Source organism: Ekhidna sp. (assembly GCF_965212185.1).
Classification (GTDB): domain Bacteria; phylum Bacteroidota; class Bacteroidia; order Cytophagales; family Cyclobacteriaceae; genus Ekhidna.
Genome location: NZ_OZ243102.1, coordinates 1,179,841 through 1,194,914 on the forward strand (window position 1 = coordinate 1,179,841; position 15,074 = coordinate 1,194,914).

Consider the following 15,074-nt stretch of genomic DNA (forward strand, 5'->3'; position numbering starts at 1 on the left):
ATTTTAACAATTAAACAATTATCAATTATGAGAAAGAACATGTTACTAATATTTGGCCTACTATGTGCCGCTGCAGCAATGGCAAATGGTCAGTTTGAAAAAGCAATGGGCGAGAGTATCCCTGCAATGTTTTCGGCGCAAAACCCTGAGGAATTGCAAAATGCAATCAACAAATTGGATCGAATTGGTGATGCAGAGGGGGACCGATGGGAGCCATACTATTATGCAGCCTTTGGATACATACGAATGAGTGGTATGTATGAAAAGGCAGAAGACAAAGACAAATACCTGGATCTAGCTATGACGGAAGTTGAAAAAGGAGATGCGATCAAACCAAATGATTCTGAATTAGAAGCGATGCGAGGCTACATTCACATGATCAAGCTAACGGTAGATCCTGCAACTAGAGGAATGACCTATAGTGGACTAGCATTCACCTCCTTCCAAAAAGCAATCAAATTGAATCCAGACAATCCACGCGCTCATTTTTTGATGGGACGAATGCAACATGGAACTGCTCAATTTATGGGAGGTGGAAATGAAGATGCCTGTGCCAGTCTATTTAAGGCGAAGGATTTATTTGCCAATGGTGAGAATGAAGTGAATCCATTTGCTCCAAGCTGGGGAAAGGACGGTACTGATGAATCTATTAAAGCGATTTGTGAGAAGGGAGAATAAACCGGCTAAAATAAAAAGTATAAAAGCGGCGAAAGCCGCTTTTTTTGTCTTAACTCTTTTTCGTTTTCATATCATTTTCAATGGAAATCAGGTCCTTCCTTGTTAATCCATTTCCACTATAGAGTAAATGATTGATTTTCTTAAGAATGGTATCCAATTCTTCAGAGGATTCAATCAGGGCATTGAATAAATAGTGCTTTTTAATGTCAGGCGCATCTTCAGCCAGATGTTTGGATAACCCCATAATTCTAGTCAATGGCGCTCTGACTAAATGGGAATTAATGAATGAATATTCGGTTATTTGTGCAGTCTGAGATTTAAGTGCTTTCGTTCGCTTTTGGACTGTACTATCCAGAGCTGCATTCATTACTTCAATTTCTCTATTCTTCGCTTTTAATTCGCTATTGGTCTGTTTCAATTCATCCATGAGTCGCTCAATGCGTTGGTTTTTAAAACTCATTGAAATGAAATCAGAAACTGATTGGAGAAATAAGGCATCCTCTACATTCCAATTTTTAATCTTATTTTGATGTTCACAACAGATTACTCCGATAGGTGTTCTGTCTACCATAATTGGACAATCAAGCATCGAGTAGATATCGAGTGGTTCTAAGTAGCTTTCAGTAAATTCTTTGGTAAACTCATGGGTTCTCGCTTTCTGAGCAATAATGTAGGGTTCCGATTTTAGTGCTTTGAAATAGTTTGGATATAATGAACCATCTAGCTTGATAATGTCGTCCTTTTCTTCACCATCTTCACAAAGGTATTGCCGTGTAATAGCCGTTTGTTCTTCGTTGAAGATCCAAATACTGACCCTGGATACCTTTAGAATAGTAGAAATGGTATAACATATCTCTTTGAACAGATGAGGCTGCCCCTGGTTGAAGTTTGAATCATCTCGTGAGAATCGTATGAATTCTCTTAAGTAATGTTCTAAAATGCTTCTTTTATGTTCAATTCTTGCCTTGATTTTTTCCAGTTCATTCTTTTTGAGATCTGCACTGGTATAAGCCTTTCCAAGTAGGTGATATAAGATGAAAGAATTGGTGGATATAGCCAAAGTAAATATGATTCCGGACACAAGGACAGGAAGACTAAACACTTCAATTGCGTAACTATCCCCAATTGTTTCAAAAAGGTAAAATCCATTCAGAAACAAAGTCACAAGAAGAATCCCAAGCCAAATAACGGATGATCGAGTTCCTGAAATAATTAATGCCAGAAGAGGTACAAAAGGAAACCAAAAGATGATGGTATGAAATATGGTTGGCTGATAGAGAAAGTGTATTTCAATCATCAGATATAGTAGCGAAATGAAGACTATTCTTGATTCTTTGGAAGTGGGATTTTTAATGGAGAAAGCAATAGTGACAAACAATCCACCCATAAAAGGAAGCAAAACTTCAATCGAAGTGGCCTTGAGATCGAGAATGATTTCCGTTAGCAGGATTGCTGTTAGCAAAATACCGAATACCATCAAGGTAAAGCGATAAATACTTTCAGATTGTATCTTATAATCGGTAAGATCAAATCCTATTTTCATTGAGTTTTTTCAATAGCTGATATATTAAAGGTAACGCTTAATATGGATTTAATTTAGAAAACGTGTCCTTATATTAATCGCATTTTTCATTATGAAAGTATTAACTCAAAGGATAGCATTAAAGTTGGGTGCTAATCATAAATAGCTCTTTGTACTTCATTTTCAATGGCCGGAATGGTTTGCAGGTAATCATAAATGGTTCCCACTTCATAATCGGTAAGCTGAGTATATGGCATCATGGGATATGCAAGCGCATCCCCATCTTTTATTCCAAACCTTACCGCTTTGATAAAATCTCCTTTAGTCACATTTCCAATTCCAGTTTCATGCGGTGTAAGGTTAGCGGTTGGCATGACTTTTCCATCTCTGTTCAAAGGTTGATTTCCACCGGCAAAGTATCCAACACTTTGAGGAGGATCCAGGTAGTTATTGGTTTTGAAGTCTGCTGAATGACAAGAAAAGCATTCCAGATTATGTGCCAGGTATTCACCCAACTCCAGCACATTTGCAGTGTCAGGCATTGGAATCTTTTGATCTGGCATAGGAAATGGTTTGAAAGCCAACCTTGACAGAACTTTAGTCAATAACGAGGGTTTAGTCGGAGTATCAGGAGTGGGATCAGCTGTAACCATTGGATTATCTGATCTTAGAAATGAGATGATCGCATCGATATCCTCATCTGCCATTAGCGGCAATTTAGCCATATATGGAGGAGCATATTGCCCGTCTCGCTTAATGCCTGTTCGGAGCAAATACACAATCTCACCGTCGGTCCAGTTTCCAATTCCATATGTTTTGTCCTGGGTGATGTTAGGTGAATAAATCTCGCCAAACTCAGCAGGCGCGTCCTTCATCCGTTGGCCAGTTAGCTTTCGTGTCGATTGATTCATGTGACAATTGGCACAAAGCATTTGTGTGAGTTTTTTTCCTCGTTCTATGGCCTGTTCACTATCACTTCTTTCGAATGATATTGGTTCTACTTCATAGGAAGGGAGGTCTTGGGTGTTGATTATTATCAGTGCTAAAATGCCAATGGAAATTAGGACTGCTAGTCCTAACCCAAAGATTTTTATGGCTCTTTTCATAGTGGTAGGTTTGGTTGGTAATTGTGGGTGATTAACCCTTTAATTTAGTCATTTTATGAAAAATAGAGATAATACATTCTCCACAGTTTGTCCAAAAATGACTGGAATATGATGTCAATTACTGGTTGAGCAACTCAGCGTACAGGTTGAAATTTTCTTCTTCAAAGCATACAAATCTCAATTCTGTAATAGATTGACTTTTGAATGATTGGGCTGACTTAATTGCAATTTTTGCTGCCAGCTCTTTTGGGAACCGATAGATGCCGGTGCTGATATTTGGAATAGCGATGGATGAAAGAAGGTTTTCCTCAGCTAATTTGAGTGACTGAATGTAACATGACTTGAGCAACGCTTCCTCATTAGCAGTGCCTCCATTCCATATTGGGCCTACTGTATGAATAACATATTTGGAAGGTAGATTACCTGCTGTTGTAATTACTGCCTGCCCTGTTTCACAGCCTCCAATTTTCTTACATTCAGCTAAAATTTCAGGACCTCCGGCGCGATGAATGGCTCCATCCACACCACCACCTCCTAGGAGTGATTTGTTGGCTGCATTGACAATTGCATCAACATTGAGCTTGGTGATATCCTCTCTTATAAGCAGGATGTTCATGTTTCAAAATAATGAAAACTTTCTAATCTCTTCTCATAAACCATAACGAATAGTCTTCGTGCGGTTGCCACCTATGATACACCTGAAAACCAAAACGCTCATAGACATTTTTGTTCCTCTCTACGGATGTTTCAATCAGAATAGGAAGATTTTTTTGTTTAGATAATTGGAAGAGTCCATCTCTAAGATCATAGACTCCCTGACCTCCTTTTACCGAGGGATCAACACCCAAAAACCAGAAGTTGAGATGAGGTTCATTAGGACGCTGTTTTTTCAAATATCCTTCACGTTTGAGTACATGTGTAACTCTGGTAACCCCTATCGCTTTTCGAATAAGATCCAGCTGATGGCGATAGGAGGAGAGGGTGGTTTTTGAAGGTTCTTCAAAACAGATCGCTGCTGCACTTTCATCATTTGAAAGAAAGACACCATCATTTTCCAATCCTGTTTTCACTGCATATTCTATCAGAGCTTTCAGCCTGGAAAGCACCTTCTCATCTTGTTTGATCACCCAAAGTGCACTGGGATTGGTTTGAAAGGATTGGGTAAGAATTTCAATGACCTTTGGTGCCTCAAGCAACGAGATTTTTCGCATCGGTAGGTGAATAGGATGAACTGATTCTTACTTCTTAAGTTCTTTCTCAAAGTTGACCACAGACTCATTAAGAATCCCGTTGATATCATGAACCACACGATCAAGGTCTTTGCATGATTGATTCAGAAGATCTAAAAGTTGCCTCATTTCCTGCTGTGATTTGGCCTCCTTTAAAAGCTCCAATACACCCATTACATTGGTTAATGGAGCCCTTAATTCATGGGAGTTTTTGAATGAAAATATTTGAAACTGTGTGGCTTGATCTAAGATTTTTTTGGTTCGCTTATTTACAACTTTTTCAAGATTGGAGTTGATGATACGTATCTCATAATTTGCTAGTTCTAGCTCCTTAGACTGATTTTCGATCTGACCATTTTTATTGAGAAGCTCTTGGTTTTTGAGCTCCAGCGATTCAATTAATTTCAGATTTTTGGACGCAAATTTCTCATTGATACTTTTAAAAAAGAATGAGGCTGCCAAGATGATGGAATAAGAGGCAAGAGTAAGAGCATGTAATCTTGGGTATGCTGTTCCTTCAAATCCTAGTTCATAATAACCAACCCCAAAGGAATTATGAATCACATCAAAAAAGACAAGTGGAACCATACTGCCAAGCAAAGAGATCCCTACAAAAAGCTTTTCTTTGAAGCTGAAAATCAGAATGGGAATAATAGCCGTAGTAATAATAAAGAGCCTTGGCATGTAATACATGGACTCCTCTACTTCGATTACTCCTTCTAATTTATCATTTAAAGAGGCGATAAATGGATAAACTGAGCACATCCAACTTAGGAATACTCGACTAACGGTAGATAACCCGAAATGATTAAGCGTTAAAATAAATACGAAAGCAAAAATATTTCCAAAGAGCAACATTTGATTGAAAGTATTCCAACCATTGATGTTGACATTAGCTACGAAAAGAGCTAGAAGTACAACAAAAATCACTAACACAATTTGATTTGTGAGAATGATGCTTCGGTTTCTGCCAGCGTTCAATTCACCATTCGTTCCGATGTTGGAAACTTTGTTCCATGTCATGCTGATTGAATTGAACATTTATTTTCTTTAGGGGTAATTGATGAATTGTATGACAATTTCATACTATTATATGGAATATATAAATGATGTGATGCCCCTATCGATCAATGCATTAAATTATTAGAGGAAAATGTTACTAACGGTTTGACTTCAAGTCAAAGAACTCACTTGACTTTAAAAAATGATTCCATATTCACCCAGTTGATTTTCCATTTCCCTTTCTTTTCACTTGCGTAGAAAAGGTACTTAGAATCTGGGGTCAGGTAGGGGTTCCCTTGACCCTTCGAATTGATTTCGTCTGGCAGTTTGAGGGGGTCCGACCAGGAGTTCCCTCCTAAATTTTGTGACGCATGTAGCTCTAGTGACTGTCCAATGGTTGCAAAAATTAAGTAGGTACCGGACGCAGATAGGTAAGGAGTACATAGAGCTTTATCACTCAGCGTTTCGAAAGTTATTTCCTCAGCATTCTGGTATTTTCCATTAATTAAACTTGAGTAATAGAGCTTCATATTTGAATAGTCTAATTCACTTGCGTGAAAATACAGCGTGCCATCTGGCATTAAAGTAGGGTGGGAAAGGAGTTTGTTTTTAAGGTTTGGAATTTCAATGTATAATGGAGTGCTCCAACCGCTATTTATCTTTTCACTTTTCCAAATGTGCCATGTCTGAGGTAGATCATCTACAGGTCTGGTAGAACAAAAAACCAGTGTATTTCCATCGGGTGAAAAACTCATTCCATGATCATCGTATTTGCTATTAAAAAATGCCTCTTTTGAGATGTTCCAGATATTTTTATTTCTTTCACTAACCAGAATGTCAAAGTTGGTGAATGCTGGATCAGAGATCGTAAAGTAGTAGGCCTTAAGGTCATTTGAAAAAACTCCTCTATGGATAATTTTTCCTTCCGGAACCAGGTCAGGTTCAAAAACGATGGGTATATCACCTGGTGGTTGGTCAGATATACTTGATGATTGCGAATTACATCCTGTTAGTAGAAGATAGAATAAAATGGGTATGAGGTATCTCAATTAGGTGTTAATTATTAGGTTAATAACTTACTTGAAAAAAGTATCTATAAAGTCTCTACAAGCTGGATGTTATTCCCGCAGGTATCATTGAAAACTGCAACTTTCACTGTTCCCATTTCAGTGGGCTTCATGCTAAATTCGACTCCCAGACCAATTAATCGGTCGTATTCTTTTTGCACATCGTCTACATCGAATTGGGTGTATGGAATTCCCGCTTCCATCAACGCATCCTGATAGACTTTCGATGGCTCAAAATGGTTAGGTGCGGGTTCTAATAATAGCTCCGGCCCGTCTTGCCATTCCGGTGAAACCAAAGTCAACCATCGATTGCCTCCTTCTAAAGGGGTGTCAAGCTTTTTAATAAATCCCAGCTTTTCCGTATAGAATCTGAATGCTTGTTCCTGGTCCCTAACCGGGATGCTTATAAGTGTAACCTTCATCTTGGTATAATTTTATCTATCCCAAAGATGATGGATCAACGCTTAATTTACTTCTCGAAAGTTGCTCTTTTCGAAATTGTGCGGGAGTCTTACCGGTTTTAGTTTTGAAGAGTACGCTGAATGACCCTAAGCTTGTAAATCCAACGGCATAACACGTTTTCGTTACCGTCATCCCCATTATCAGGTGTTTTTTCGCTTTCTCAATGCGTTTATCAATCAAATATTGCCTAGGAGTGAGGCCATAATACTTTTTGAATAAGCGTATGAGATGAAACTTAGAAATAAGCTGAATTTTTGATAGCAGATCCATGTTCAGAGCCGTTCCATAGTTAGCATCTATGTAGTTTCTAACAGCTATGATCGCATCGATCTGATCCTGGTTCTTGTAGACGGTCTTCTTAAGACCTTTAAGCTTTTGTTTATAAAAGGTCATTTCTTCTCACTCTCCCAAAGCTGCTTGTATAGCGTGCCTCTGAACTTATCATTCAGTTCGTATCCTGGTGGTCGTACTTCATTATTCTGAGACATTACAATTCCAACAAAATTACGTTTAGGATCGGCCCAAAAATATGTGCACTCATATCCCCCTCCGATCCACAGACCAGCCTCACCTTGATTCATCACCCTCATGGTATCTCCACTGATCCAAAGATTATATCCATTGTACCCATAAGGGTTGTCAAGTTGGGTGTGAGGAGCATAAATGTCTTCTACAGTCTCTTTTTCCAGAAATCGATATCCATTCAATTCACCTCTTTTTAAAAGCATTCTTACGAAATCTGCATATCCATCGGCTGTTGCTACCATTCCTTCTCCGCCTAAATAGAGAGGATGATCCAATTCATAATCGGGAACATCAGGCCCGAATATGTCCAATTCTCCGTTGTTTGCTTCTCTTAATATTGAATCCCTTCCAGTAAACTTAGGGAGGAGTTTGGCATTGGTAGGAATTCGGTATTGTAACCCAGCAATTTTCAGTGGATTGGTCACTCGATCTTCAACCAATTGACTCAAGTCCTTTCCAGTCGCCCTTTCAGCAACAAGGCCTAAAACAGTGGTATTAGTCCCATAAAAATAATCGGTACCCGAATGTTGAATCAGAGGTAGTTTGGACATTCTATCGATTAGTTCGTCTGAGTTCTTTGCTGTCGGTAAGTTTTGAGCAGCTATTAAAGAATCTAAACATGGATAACCAGTGGTGGCATAGTAAAATCCTGCTTCATGATTAATTAAGTGAAGTACCGTCATAATAGAATCATTTGGTACAAGCTGAATGGGACATGCCTGATCTCTATTCCCCCAATCATACTCTGCCAAACTATTACCTTCATTTGAAACAGCAACATTTAGGTTTTGGAATTCGGGAATGTATTTTGAAACGGGATCATCCAATTTTATAACACCATCCTCTACTAAATCCAGAGCCACTGATATGGTTACTATTTTACTCATAGACCAAATCCGAATCCAGGTATCTCCGTCAATTGTTGTGTTCGGTAAAAGCCGATCATTCACTGCACTGTGTTCATAAATTAAATTCCCATCAGCATCTTCGATCCTTGCATAAATAAATGGATAGAAGTCTTCATCAACAAAATAATTCAAAACGTCATCGAGTTCATCAGGATCAGGGATTTCCAAAACAGATAAAGTATTTTTTTTGGAGCAGGAAAAAATAAGGATAGCAATAAATGTTAAAAAAACAGTTTGCAAAATGTCACTTTTCATAAGTCGATGATTTATCTCTTTATCTAAGGTAGTCCTTAGGTTTTCCAAAATCAAAGAACCCAAGTGTTGAAGATCATATATCCAAAAAACTGTTTTGTTTAAATAACCAACGTGCATCTTATCTTCGCACACATGCGACCTATCTTATTTATCGACCGTGATGGCACTATCATTCAGGAGACGGATGATGAGAAAATTGAAACCATTGAAAAACTGGATTTCCTTCCAGAAGCTCTTTACTACCTGAAGAAGATCAAAAACGAAACAAACTACAAGTTTGTGATGGTCACCAACCAGGATGGACTGGGTACTGATGCATTCCCTGATCATGAGTTCTGGCCGGTGCACAACTTCATCGTGCGGTTACTAGAAACGGAGGGTATCCACTTTGATGCGGTGCACATTGATGAGCACTTTGAAAAAGACAATCACCCAAACCGTAAGCCGGGTACAGGTATGCTTACTGAATACATGAACGGAGATTATGATATGGAAAACTCCTATGTCATCGGTGATCGTGCTACGGATGTACAGTTAGCTCATAATCTGGGTTGCAAGGCGATCTACTTGACGTCTGCTTATTCAGATAATGACACTGAGGCGGAGTTGAAACCGAATGGTTGGAAAGAGATTTATAAGTATTTAGTTGAGAAGAAGTAATTTTTATTCAAGGAATTTGAAGGTGTCTCAAAAGCACAAAAAGTCGTCATCGCTAGGATACGAAGCGATCTTGTCATCATTTACGGAACTTTAAATGAGATTGCTTCACTTCGTTCGCAATGACGAAGCACTTTCGAGACACCCTCCTTCAGAGGGATTTCGAGCTTTGCGAGAAATCTTAACTTATTATTGAGAAGATTTCTCCTGAGTCGAAATGAAATTTAATTGATGATTAGCGCTTACAATATTCCTCTTCCAGGCATGGTAGCCAAGCCTACCAAAACAAGCAGAATTGAAAGCCCAAAGAAGATCGTTTGGAAACGGAACTTCACCTGAGCATCGTTCGATTTCTTGCTGATGGATCTTCCAATCTGAGCTGCTGCCACTGCAAAAATCATCAAAGCAATATGCTCTACGGACCAGTAACGCTCTACAGGGTTACCCATATTATACGTTACGAACGGACTGTAAATAAAGTAGAGCACTAGTCCAATCAATAATTGCAAATGCATCAGCCCAACATATGCTGGAGCTAGTATTTTATCGAACTTGCTGTATTCACCACCACCAAACCAGCCAATGAGTGATTTGATCACTACAACAACAGCTGCAAGTAATACGAGGTATCTTAATCCGGAGTGAGCTTGAAGAAGGAAATTGTACATGGGTTGAATTTTTGGTCAAATATACTATACAGGTCTCTACCCTCAACAAATAGTAGCTTGCCTTGTTTAGACCTTTTTTATCGCTAATAATGCTGAGTACTTTTAGCGAGCTTAATAAAGTCAAAAAAATCAAATCCATCCCTATTAAAAAGGATGGATTTGATTTTTACGTGAAGAGCAATATTGCCTTATTGACCTGGAGGAGTAATTTGATATCCTACCGCCTGCCAGATTGGTACTCTATCATAGTAAGAATACATTTTGCTAATCTTACCATCGGATAATTTAAGATTTATAAAATATGGAATAAATAAAGAAGTATCCATATCTACCAGGTTGGCACTGTAGTTACCCCAGTATTGCACCCAGTCCCCAATGTAATTTCCTTCATTTACTTTCAAACAGGAAACAGCAAGCCTTTCATTTTGTTGGTCACTTCTCAGTGTCTGAAATGAGACCCAATCTTTGATGAAGTTTTCTTTATTCACCGTATCCATTGGATTAGTTACATAGATACTAATGAAGTCTTCAGTGGTTAACTCCGTGAGGGCCGTACTATCACCAGCGAGCATTGCATCTACCAGTGACTGAACTGCTGCTATATATGCAGCAGAATTTGGGTTGTAAACAACTGGCCTATCTACGGATTCATCATCTAGTTTTTCTGATGTGCTTTGGCATCCTTGAATCATAACAAAGAATGTTACAAGGATTGATAAAATCGTTAAATTTTTCATAATAGGTTGGTATTCAGTGAGTTTAATACAAGAAGATAGCTATTTTTTCAGACAAAATCAATGGGTAGCTGTCTGACATGCTAATTGTGATGTTGCTATGAAAGCAACTCTCTAAGCGTAGGTTGTACCTACGCTTTTATATCATTTCTATCTCCAATAGATTATTCAATCCTGCATAATTCCTTGCGCTACTATACAAATAGTCTTCAGCATTTTCTACCCAACTAGATCAATTCCCCTCCTTGGAGGGGTTAGGGGTGGGTTTTAACCTACTACTCCATCGTCATCAATGCACCCATCAGCTTAATTCCATACCACAGGTTTCCAATACGAAGATTTTCATCTGCAGCATGTTGATTGTTATCATGATTGGCAATTGGGAGAATGATCGCTGGCTTATTTAAGACATCCGTAAACAGGTAGAGTGGAAGTGAACCTCCCAAAGTAGGCATAAGTATCAAATCGTCTCCTGCAACATCCTTGGAGCGAGTGATGACCTCCTGAATGATGGGAAGATCCATGGAAGTTCTGGCAGCAGGGTACCCACTGGAACGTGTCACCTTTGCAATTTTTGAATGTTTCATCCGTGTTTCCTGATCCGGATCTTCTCGTACGATGTGAAATCCTTGCTTTTGAATGTGAGCCTCTACCATATCCTGTTGTTTTTCAGGGTCACACCCTTTAACCAGGCGCATACCAATAGAAGCAGTAGCCGTAGCAGGCACCACATTACGGGCAAGTTTTCCGGTATTGCCACTGCTGAGTCCTTTGATGGTTAAAGAGGGTCTTAGCAATCGTTCATTGTATGATTCTGTGCCTTCCGGATCGTTTATTCCAAGTTCTTTTTTTAGCTCCTCATCGATTGGAGGAATGTTCGCAAGAGCTTCCTTTTCTATCTCACTTAAAGGCTCTATGTCATCATAAAATCCTTCGATTATCACATTTCCATCATCATCCTTCATGCTTGCTAACAGGCTCGAAAGTAGCTGACCTGGTACAGGCGCCCAGTTACCATAGTGTCCACTATGAAGCGGTCGATTGGGCCCATAGGTGGTAATCTCCATTCCTGTCACTCCACGTACACCAAAAACCAATTGCGGCTTTCGTGACTGATGAACGGGTCCATCACAAAACAACCACAAGTCTATTTCATCCACTAATTCTCGGTTGTCATTTAAATACTGATGCAATTGATCTGATCCGGCCTCTTCTTGACCTTCGAAAAAGAACACCAGGTTGGAAGTGACCTTCAATTTGTTTTGCTGAATCATATCCAATGCTGTCAGTATGGTAATGATGGGTGCTTTATCGTCTCCTGCTGATCGTGCATAGATTCGATGGTTTTCATTAATATCATCATATTTTGATGGGAAGTCCATTGGTTTCCCATCGTTAAACATGGCTTCAGAATAGTACACAGGTTCCCATGGGTCATTGGTCCATTTGGACTTATCTACCGGCTGTCCATCGTAGTGGACGTAGAAAGCAAGTGTTCGTTTGGCGCCTTTTACGGGATAGTATCCATAAACGATAGGAGGGGTACCTACCATACGAAGCAGTTTCGTTTCAACGTTTCTCTTATTGAGCTCCTTTATGATGTATGCCGCGTTTTTGTTGATATTAGGTAAATCGAAAGCCACATTTGGCATAGAAAGAAGCGTTTTAAAGTCCTGAAGGATCTGAACGCCATTTTCTTGAATGTGCTGATCAGCAAGTTTGTTGATGTCTTGAGCTGATAAAGTGAAAACGAGCAAGGTGAATAGTGCTGAAAAGATACGCATGAGTTTTAAATTTGAGTTGTGGCTAAAATCATTAAGATTCCTTCCGTATTTGTTTATGAAACCAAAGTTGTTGGTGTCTCTAAAGATAATGCAGATGGATCATCCCGGCAGGAGATCATCAGACGAGAGGTCGAAGAAGATGATAAACTAAAAGTGGAGGCCGAGCCAGACAATCTGTATGATCCAAATGCCGTGAAAGTGCTGTCAAAGTTTGGCCATCAAATTGGCTATCTGAATAAAGAGATGGCCGAAACCATCAAACCTGTGCTTGACAATCAAACAGAAATCCATGTCACCGCTAAATGGGTGAATGGCGAAAAGATGTTGGGAGTAGGGTTGAGGATAGAGCTAGTTAGTTAGCCCTACCTCCAAATTAATACTTTTTCTTTTTCTCTTTTTTTTCAGCTTTTTTCTCCTTGGCTGTTTTTAGCGGTTCTTTTTTTACCGCTTTTTTAGCGTCTTGGCCTTTACCCATGTCATTATTATTTAAGAAGCTAAAGTGCAACTAATAATTTGAAATTGGATTAATTCATAGGATTATTGATAGTTGCCAATTGGTAATAGATCAAACACTTCAGTAGATTAATGGTTCTTTTTCCATGCTTGCAAAACTCCTCATTGATTTTGGATTGGTGATTCTAATTTGGATGACACAGTTAGTTGTGTATCCAAGCTTTACTTATTTTGGTAAAGACGAACTTTTCACCTGGCATCAGAAATACACTAAAGCTATTTCTATTATTGTAATGCCTCTCATGCTAGGCCAAGTGGTCGTCCATGGATATTTTCTCTACACAGATTTTGATGCGATTAAGCTTATCGCTGGAATATTAATTGGGCTTTCATGGATCAATACATTTTCCTTTGCTGTGCCTTTACATAATCAGATAAGCGCTGGTCAGGATATCGTTGAGTCTGCTAAGGGTTTGGTTAAGATCAATTGGTTTCGCTCAGCTCTTTGGACGATTGTTTTTCTGTTGAGTCTTTTTGACTACTTAAAAAATCAAGGATAATCCGGTTTACTTCTTTTGGCTTTTCAATGTTGCAAATGTGGCCAGCCTCTTCAACTTTTTTAATTTCTACTTTCGACTTGCCTTTTGCAAAACTCAATGCACTTGGAAGAAAAAGGTAATCTTCATCACCCATTAAGATTAGCGTTGGAACATTGATCTCCTGTTGATGAAAAGATCTTAATAAGATAAAGAACTCACGATATAGCCCCAGCCATTTCAAATACTCATGCTGAGTCAATTTGCGCGCCTGCCACTGATATACTCTTCTAGCTAACTGATGATTCTTTTTAGGCATCAGAAGGTAGGAGAAGATTCGATACATGGAAGAATAGGGAAGGAATACGTTGAGAAGTCGAGCGAGGTGCACAAACCCTTTAATCATCCAATTGGCATTGAAGATACCTCCAATCAATACCATGGACTGAACAACAGAAGAGTGTCGTTCGTAAATCGCCTGCATGAGCACACTACCAAATGAAAGCGTGACAAAATGAGCTCGAACAATTCCGATATGATCGAGTACATTTTTGATGTCTTTCACTACAATATTGAAATTGTAACTTTCATAGCCGGGCTGGATATTCTTAGATCCTCCATGATCCCTTAAGTCAATAGCCAATACATTAAACCTATTCTTGAAATCATCCATTTGATGTTTCCAGGTGGTGATACTGCCTCCGGCACCATGAATGAATACAACCCATTCGCTGGATTCATTGCGCAGATGTATATCGTAGTTAAGGAGATTCAAGAGTCATGTTAACCGGCTGGAGAAGTAACTGTTTTAAATGCTTTTACCATTACATTAAAGATTGATCGCAACTTTATGCAAGACATTGAGTAAACATCTTAGAATGTAAATCAACAAAACACATGCAACACTCACTTTATTACAATGGCAATACACCTGCAGCGTCGTGGGTTCAGATCGAACGACTTTTTTCACCAGGAGCCATGATTGAGGTAGAAGTAGAAGCCAGGTTTGATTTGAAGTGAAATGAATATTTGGTTAGGAAAATAAATAAGCTCTTAAAGAAAATAGCTTAGAAAGTATTCATTAACAATATCATGACATCACTGTTTTAATAGTATGAAAGCTGGTTGGATGTCAAGGATACTTAAAATAGCCGCAATCTATAATTTGCTTTGGGGAGCTTGGGTAGTACTCTTTCCTAATCATTTCTTCGAGTTGGTAGGCATGGAGCCTCCGACACATACCATGATCTGGCAGGGAATGGGGATGGTAATCGGAGTGTATGGAGTGGGATATTGGTGGGCTTCACAGGACCCATTGGTTCATTGGCCGATCGTAGCAGTTGGTTTTCTGGGTAAAACATTTGGTCCATTAGGTTTCGTAATAACTTTTCTACAGGTAAAGTCCCTTTTGGATTTTTCTATACACTTATCACCAATGATTTTATTTGGTGGATACCATTTTTCATAATTTTAAAAGAAGCTCATAAG

General features: G+C 38.9%; 19 protein-coding genes. 6 read left to right on the forward strand and 13 right to left on the reverse strand.

Annotated elements, in window-relative coordinates; all coding sequences use genetic code 11:
* Positions 1-27 precede the first annotated feature (27 nt).
* The gene (locus ACOMC3_RS05165; RefSeq protein ID WP_420318463.1) at positions 28-678 is read left to right on the forward strand and encodes a hypothetical protein; all 651 of its coding nucleotides are present in this window, start codon (positions 28-30) and stop codon (positions 676-678) included.
* A gap of 49 nt (positions 679-727) precedes the next feature.
* Here ACOMC3_RS05165 and ACOMC3_RS05170 read toward each other — a convergent pair whose 3' ends face one another.
* The 9 genes from ACOMC3_RS05170 to ACOMC3_RS05210 form a co-directional block, all read right to left on the reverse strand.
* The gene (locus ACOMC3_RS05170; RefSeq protein ID WP_420318464.1) at positions 728-2,221 is read right to left on the reverse strand and encodes a GAF domain-containing protein; all 1,494 of its coding nucleotides are present in this window, start codon (positions 2,219-2,221) and stop codon (positions 728-730) included.
* Between the two features lie 131 nt (positions 2,222-2,352).
* Entirely contained in the window at positions 2,353-3,306 is a 954-nt protein-coding gene (locus ACOMC3_RS05175; protein WP_420318465.1) for a c-type cytochrome, read from the reverse strand.
* Positions 3,307-3,424: 118 nt separating this feature from the next.
* A complete protein-coding gene (locus ACOMC3_RS05180) occupies positions 3,425-3,922 on the reverse strand; it encodes an O-acetyl-ADP-ribose deacetylase (protein WP_420318466.1) in 498 nt (165 codons plus the stop codon).
* 22 nt (positions 3,923-3,944) lie between these two features.
* Positions 3,945-4,517 carry a hypothetical protein gene (locus ACOMC3_RS05185; RefSeq protein ID WP_420318467.1) on the reverse strand — a complete coding sequence of 191 codons (573 nt, stop codon included), beginning with the start codon at positions 4,515-4,517 and terminating at the stop codon, positions 3,945-3,947.
* A gap of 27 nt (positions 4,518-4,544) precedes the next feature.
* Positions 4,545-5,558 carry a histidine kinase dimerization/phospho-acceptor domain-containing protein gene (locus ACOMC3_RS05190; protein WP_420318468.1) on the reverse strand — a complete coding sequence of 338 codons (1,014 nt, stop codon included), beginning with the start codon at positions 5,556-5,558 and terminating at the stop codon, positions 4,545-4,547.
* Positions 5,559-5,722: 164 nt separating this feature from the next.
* Positions 5,723-6,586: a hypothetical protein gene (locus ACOMC3_RS05195; protein WP_420318469.1), complete on the reverse strand. Its 864-nt coding sequence runs from the start codon at positions 6,584-6,586 to the stop codon at positions 5,723-5,725.
* Positions 6,587-6,630: 44 nt separating this feature from the next.
* Positions 6,631-7,026: a VOC family protein gene (locus ACOMC3_RS05200; RefSeq protein ID WP_420318470.1), complete on the reverse strand. Its 396-nt coding sequence runs from the start codon at positions 7,024-7,026 to the stop codon at positions 6,631-6,633.
* 16 nt (positions 7,027-7,042) lie between these two features.
* A complete protein-coding gene (locus ACOMC3_RS05205; RefSeq protein ID WP_420318471.1) occupies positions 7,043-7,459 on the reverse strand; it encodes a helix-turn-helix domain-containing protein in 417 nt (138 codons plus the stop codon).
* Positions 7,456-8,754, reverse strand: coding sequence for a serine hydrolase domain-containing protein (locus ACOMC3_RS05210; protein WP_420318472.1), 1,299 nt, complete (start codon positions 8,752-8,754; stop codon positions 7,456-7,458). Before ACOMC3_RS05210 ends, ACOMC3_RS05205 begins: the two co-directional genes overlap by 4 nt.
* Before the next feature lie 132 nt (positions 8,755-8,886).
* On the opposite strand from ACOMC3_RS05210, the gene hisB reads away from it, so the two are divergent.
* Positions 8,887-9,414 carry a histidinol-phosphatase gene (gene hisB / locus ACOMC3_RS05215; RefSeq protein ID WP_420318473.1) on the forward strand — a complete coding sequence of 176 codons (528 nt, stop codon included), beginning with the start codon at positions 8,887-8,889 and terminating at the stop codon, positions 9,412-9,414.
* Between the two features lie 239 nt (positions 9,415-9,653).
* Here hisB and ACOMC3_RS05220 read toward each other — a convergent pair whose 3' ends face one another.
* The 3 genes from ACOMC3_RS05220 to ACOMC3_RS05230 all read right to left on the reverse strand — a co-directional run bounded on the left by ACOMC3_RS05220 (position 9,654) and on the right by ACOMC3_RS05230 (position 12,597).
* Positions 9,654-10,079: a hypothetical protein gene (locus tag ACOMC3_RS05220; RefSeq protein WP_420318474.1), complete on the reverse strand. Its 426-nt coding sequence runs from the start codon at positions 10,077-10,079 to the stop codon at positions 9,654-9,656.
* A gap of 188 nt (positions 10,080-10,267) precedes the next feature.
* The gene (locus ACOMC3_RS05225; RefSeq protein WP_420318475.1) at positions 10,268-10,816 is read right to left on the reverse strand and encodes a hypothetical protein; all 549 of its coding nucleotides are present in this window, start codon (positions 10,814-10,816) and stop codon (positions 10,268-10,270) included.
* 272 nt (positions 10,817-11,088) lie between these two features.
* A complete protein-coding gene (locus ACOMC3_RS05230) occupies positions 11,089-12,597 on the reverse strand; it encodes a M20/M25/M40 family metallo-hydrolase (protein WP_420318476.1) in 1,509 nt (502 codons plus the stop codon).
* Between the two features lie 18 nt (positions 12,598-12,615).
* On the opposite strand from ACOMC3_RS05230, the gene ACOMC3_RS05235 reads away from it, so the two are divergent.
* On the forward strand, positions 12,616-12,957 hold the full coding sequence (locus ACOMC3_RS05235; protein ID WP_420318477.1) for an HIRAN domain-containing protein: 342 nt from the start codon (positions 12,616-12,618) through the stop codon (positions 12,955-12,957).
* Positions 12,958-13,196: 239 nt separating this feature from the next.
* Positions 13,197-13,610: a hypothetical protein gene (locus ACOMC3_RS05240; protein WP_420318478.1), complete on the forward strand. Its 414-nt coding sequence runs from the start codon at positions 13,197-13,199 to the stop codon at positions 13,608-13,610.
* Here ACOMC3_RS05240 and ACOMC3_RS05245 read toward each other — a convergent pair.
* Complete coding sequence (locus tag ACOMC3_RS05245; protein ID WP_420318479.1) at positions 13,534-14,361, reverse strand: alpha/beta fold hydrolase; 828 nt, start codon at positions 14,359-14,361, stop codon at positions 13,534-13,536. The genes ACOMC3_RS05240 and ACOMC3_RS05245 overlap by 77 nt on opposite strands.
* A gap of 122 nt (positions 14,362-14,483) precedes the next feature.
* Here ACOMC3_RS05245 and ACOMC3_RS05250 point away from each other — a divergent pair, with 122 nt between their 5' ends.
* Positions 14,484-14,606 (forward strand): hypothetical protein, encoded by a 123-nt coding sequence (locus ACOMC3_RS05250; protein ID WP_420318480.1) that lies wholly within the window; start codon positions 14,484-14,486, stop codon positions 14,604-14,606.
* A gap of 109 nt (positions 14,607-14,715) precedes the next feature.
* A complete protein-coding gene (locus tag ACOMC3_RS05255; RefSeq protein WP_420318481.1) occupies positions 14,716-15,054 on the forward strand; it encodes an alkyl hydroperoxide reductase in 339 nt (112 codons plus the stop codon).
* Positions 15,055-15,074: the final 20 nt, after the last annotated feature.

What these genes read in the sequence shown, in the direction of transcription:
- ACOMC3_RS05240 (WP_420318478.1), top strand. Translation starts at nt 13,197, where the DNA reads ATGCTTGCAAAACTCCTCATTGATTTTGGATTGGTGATTCTAATTTGG.
- ACOMC3_RS05180 (WP_420318466.1), bottom strand. Translation starts at nt 3,922, where the DNA reads ATGAACATCCTGCTTATAAGAGAGGATATCACCAAGCTCAATGTTGAT.
- ACOMC3_RS05225 (WP_420318475.1), bottom strand. Translation starts at nt 10,816, where the DNA reads ATGAAAAATTTAACGATTTTATCAATCCTTGTAACATTCTTTGTTATG.
- ACOMC3_RS05170 (WP_420318464.1), bottom strand. Translation starts at nt 2,221, where the DNA reads ATGAAAATAGGATTTGATCTTACCGATTATAAGATACAATCTGAAAGT.
- ACOMC3_RS05230 (WP_420318476.1), bottom strand. Translation starts at nt 12,597, where the DNA reads ATGCGTATCTTTTCAGCACTATTCACCTTGCTCGTTTTCACTTTATCA.
- ACOMC3_RS05200 (WP_420318470.1), bottom strand. Translation starts at nt 7,026, where the DNA reads ATGAAGGTTACACTTATAAGCATCCCGGTTAGGGACCAGGAACAAGCA.
- ACOMC3_RS05175 (WP_420318465.1), bottom strand. Translation starts at nt 3,306, where the DNA reads ATGAAAAGAGCCATAAAAATCTTTGGGTTAGGACTAGCAGTCCTAATT.
- ACOMC3_RS05205 (WP_420318471.1), bottom strand. Translation starts at nt 7,459, where the DNA reads ATGACCTTTTATAAACAAAAGCTTAAAGGTCTTAAGAAGACCGTCTAC.
- ACOMC3_RS05165 (WP_420318463.1), top strand. Translation starts at nt 28, where the DNA reads ATGAGAAAGAACATGTTACTAATATTTGGCCTACTATGTGCCGCTGCA.
- ACOMC3_RS05190 (WP_420318468.1), bottom strand. Translation starts at nt 5,558, where the DNA reads ATGACATGGAACAAAGTTTCCAACATCGGAACGAATGGTGAATTGAAC.
- hisB (WP_420318473.1), top strand. Translation starts at nt 8,887, where the DNA reads ATGCGACCTATCTTATTTATCGACCGTGATGGCACTATCATTCAGGAG.
- ACOMC3_RS05255 (WP_420318481.1), top strand. Translation starts at nt 14,716, where the DNA reads ATGTCAAGGATACTTAAAATAGCCGCAATCTATAATTTGCTTTGGGGA.
- ACOMC3_RS05210 (WP_420318472.1), bottom strand. Translation starts at nt 8,754, where the DNA reads ATGAAAAGTGACATTTTGCAAACTGTTTTTTTAACATTTATTGCTATC.
- ACOMC3_RS05185 (WP_420318467.1), bottom strand. Translation starts at nt 4,517, where the DNA reads ATGCGAAAAATCTCGTTGCTTGAGGCACCAAAGGTCATTGAAATTCTT.
- ACOMC3_RS05250 (WP_420318480.1), top strand. Translation starts at nt 14,484, where the DNA reads ATGCAACACTCACTTTATTACAATGGCAATACACCTGCAGCGTCGTGG.
- ACOMC3_RS05220 (WP_420318474.1), bottom strand. Translation starts at nt 10,079, where the DNA reads ATGTACAATTTCCTTCTTCAAGCTCACTCCGGATTAAGATACCTCGTA.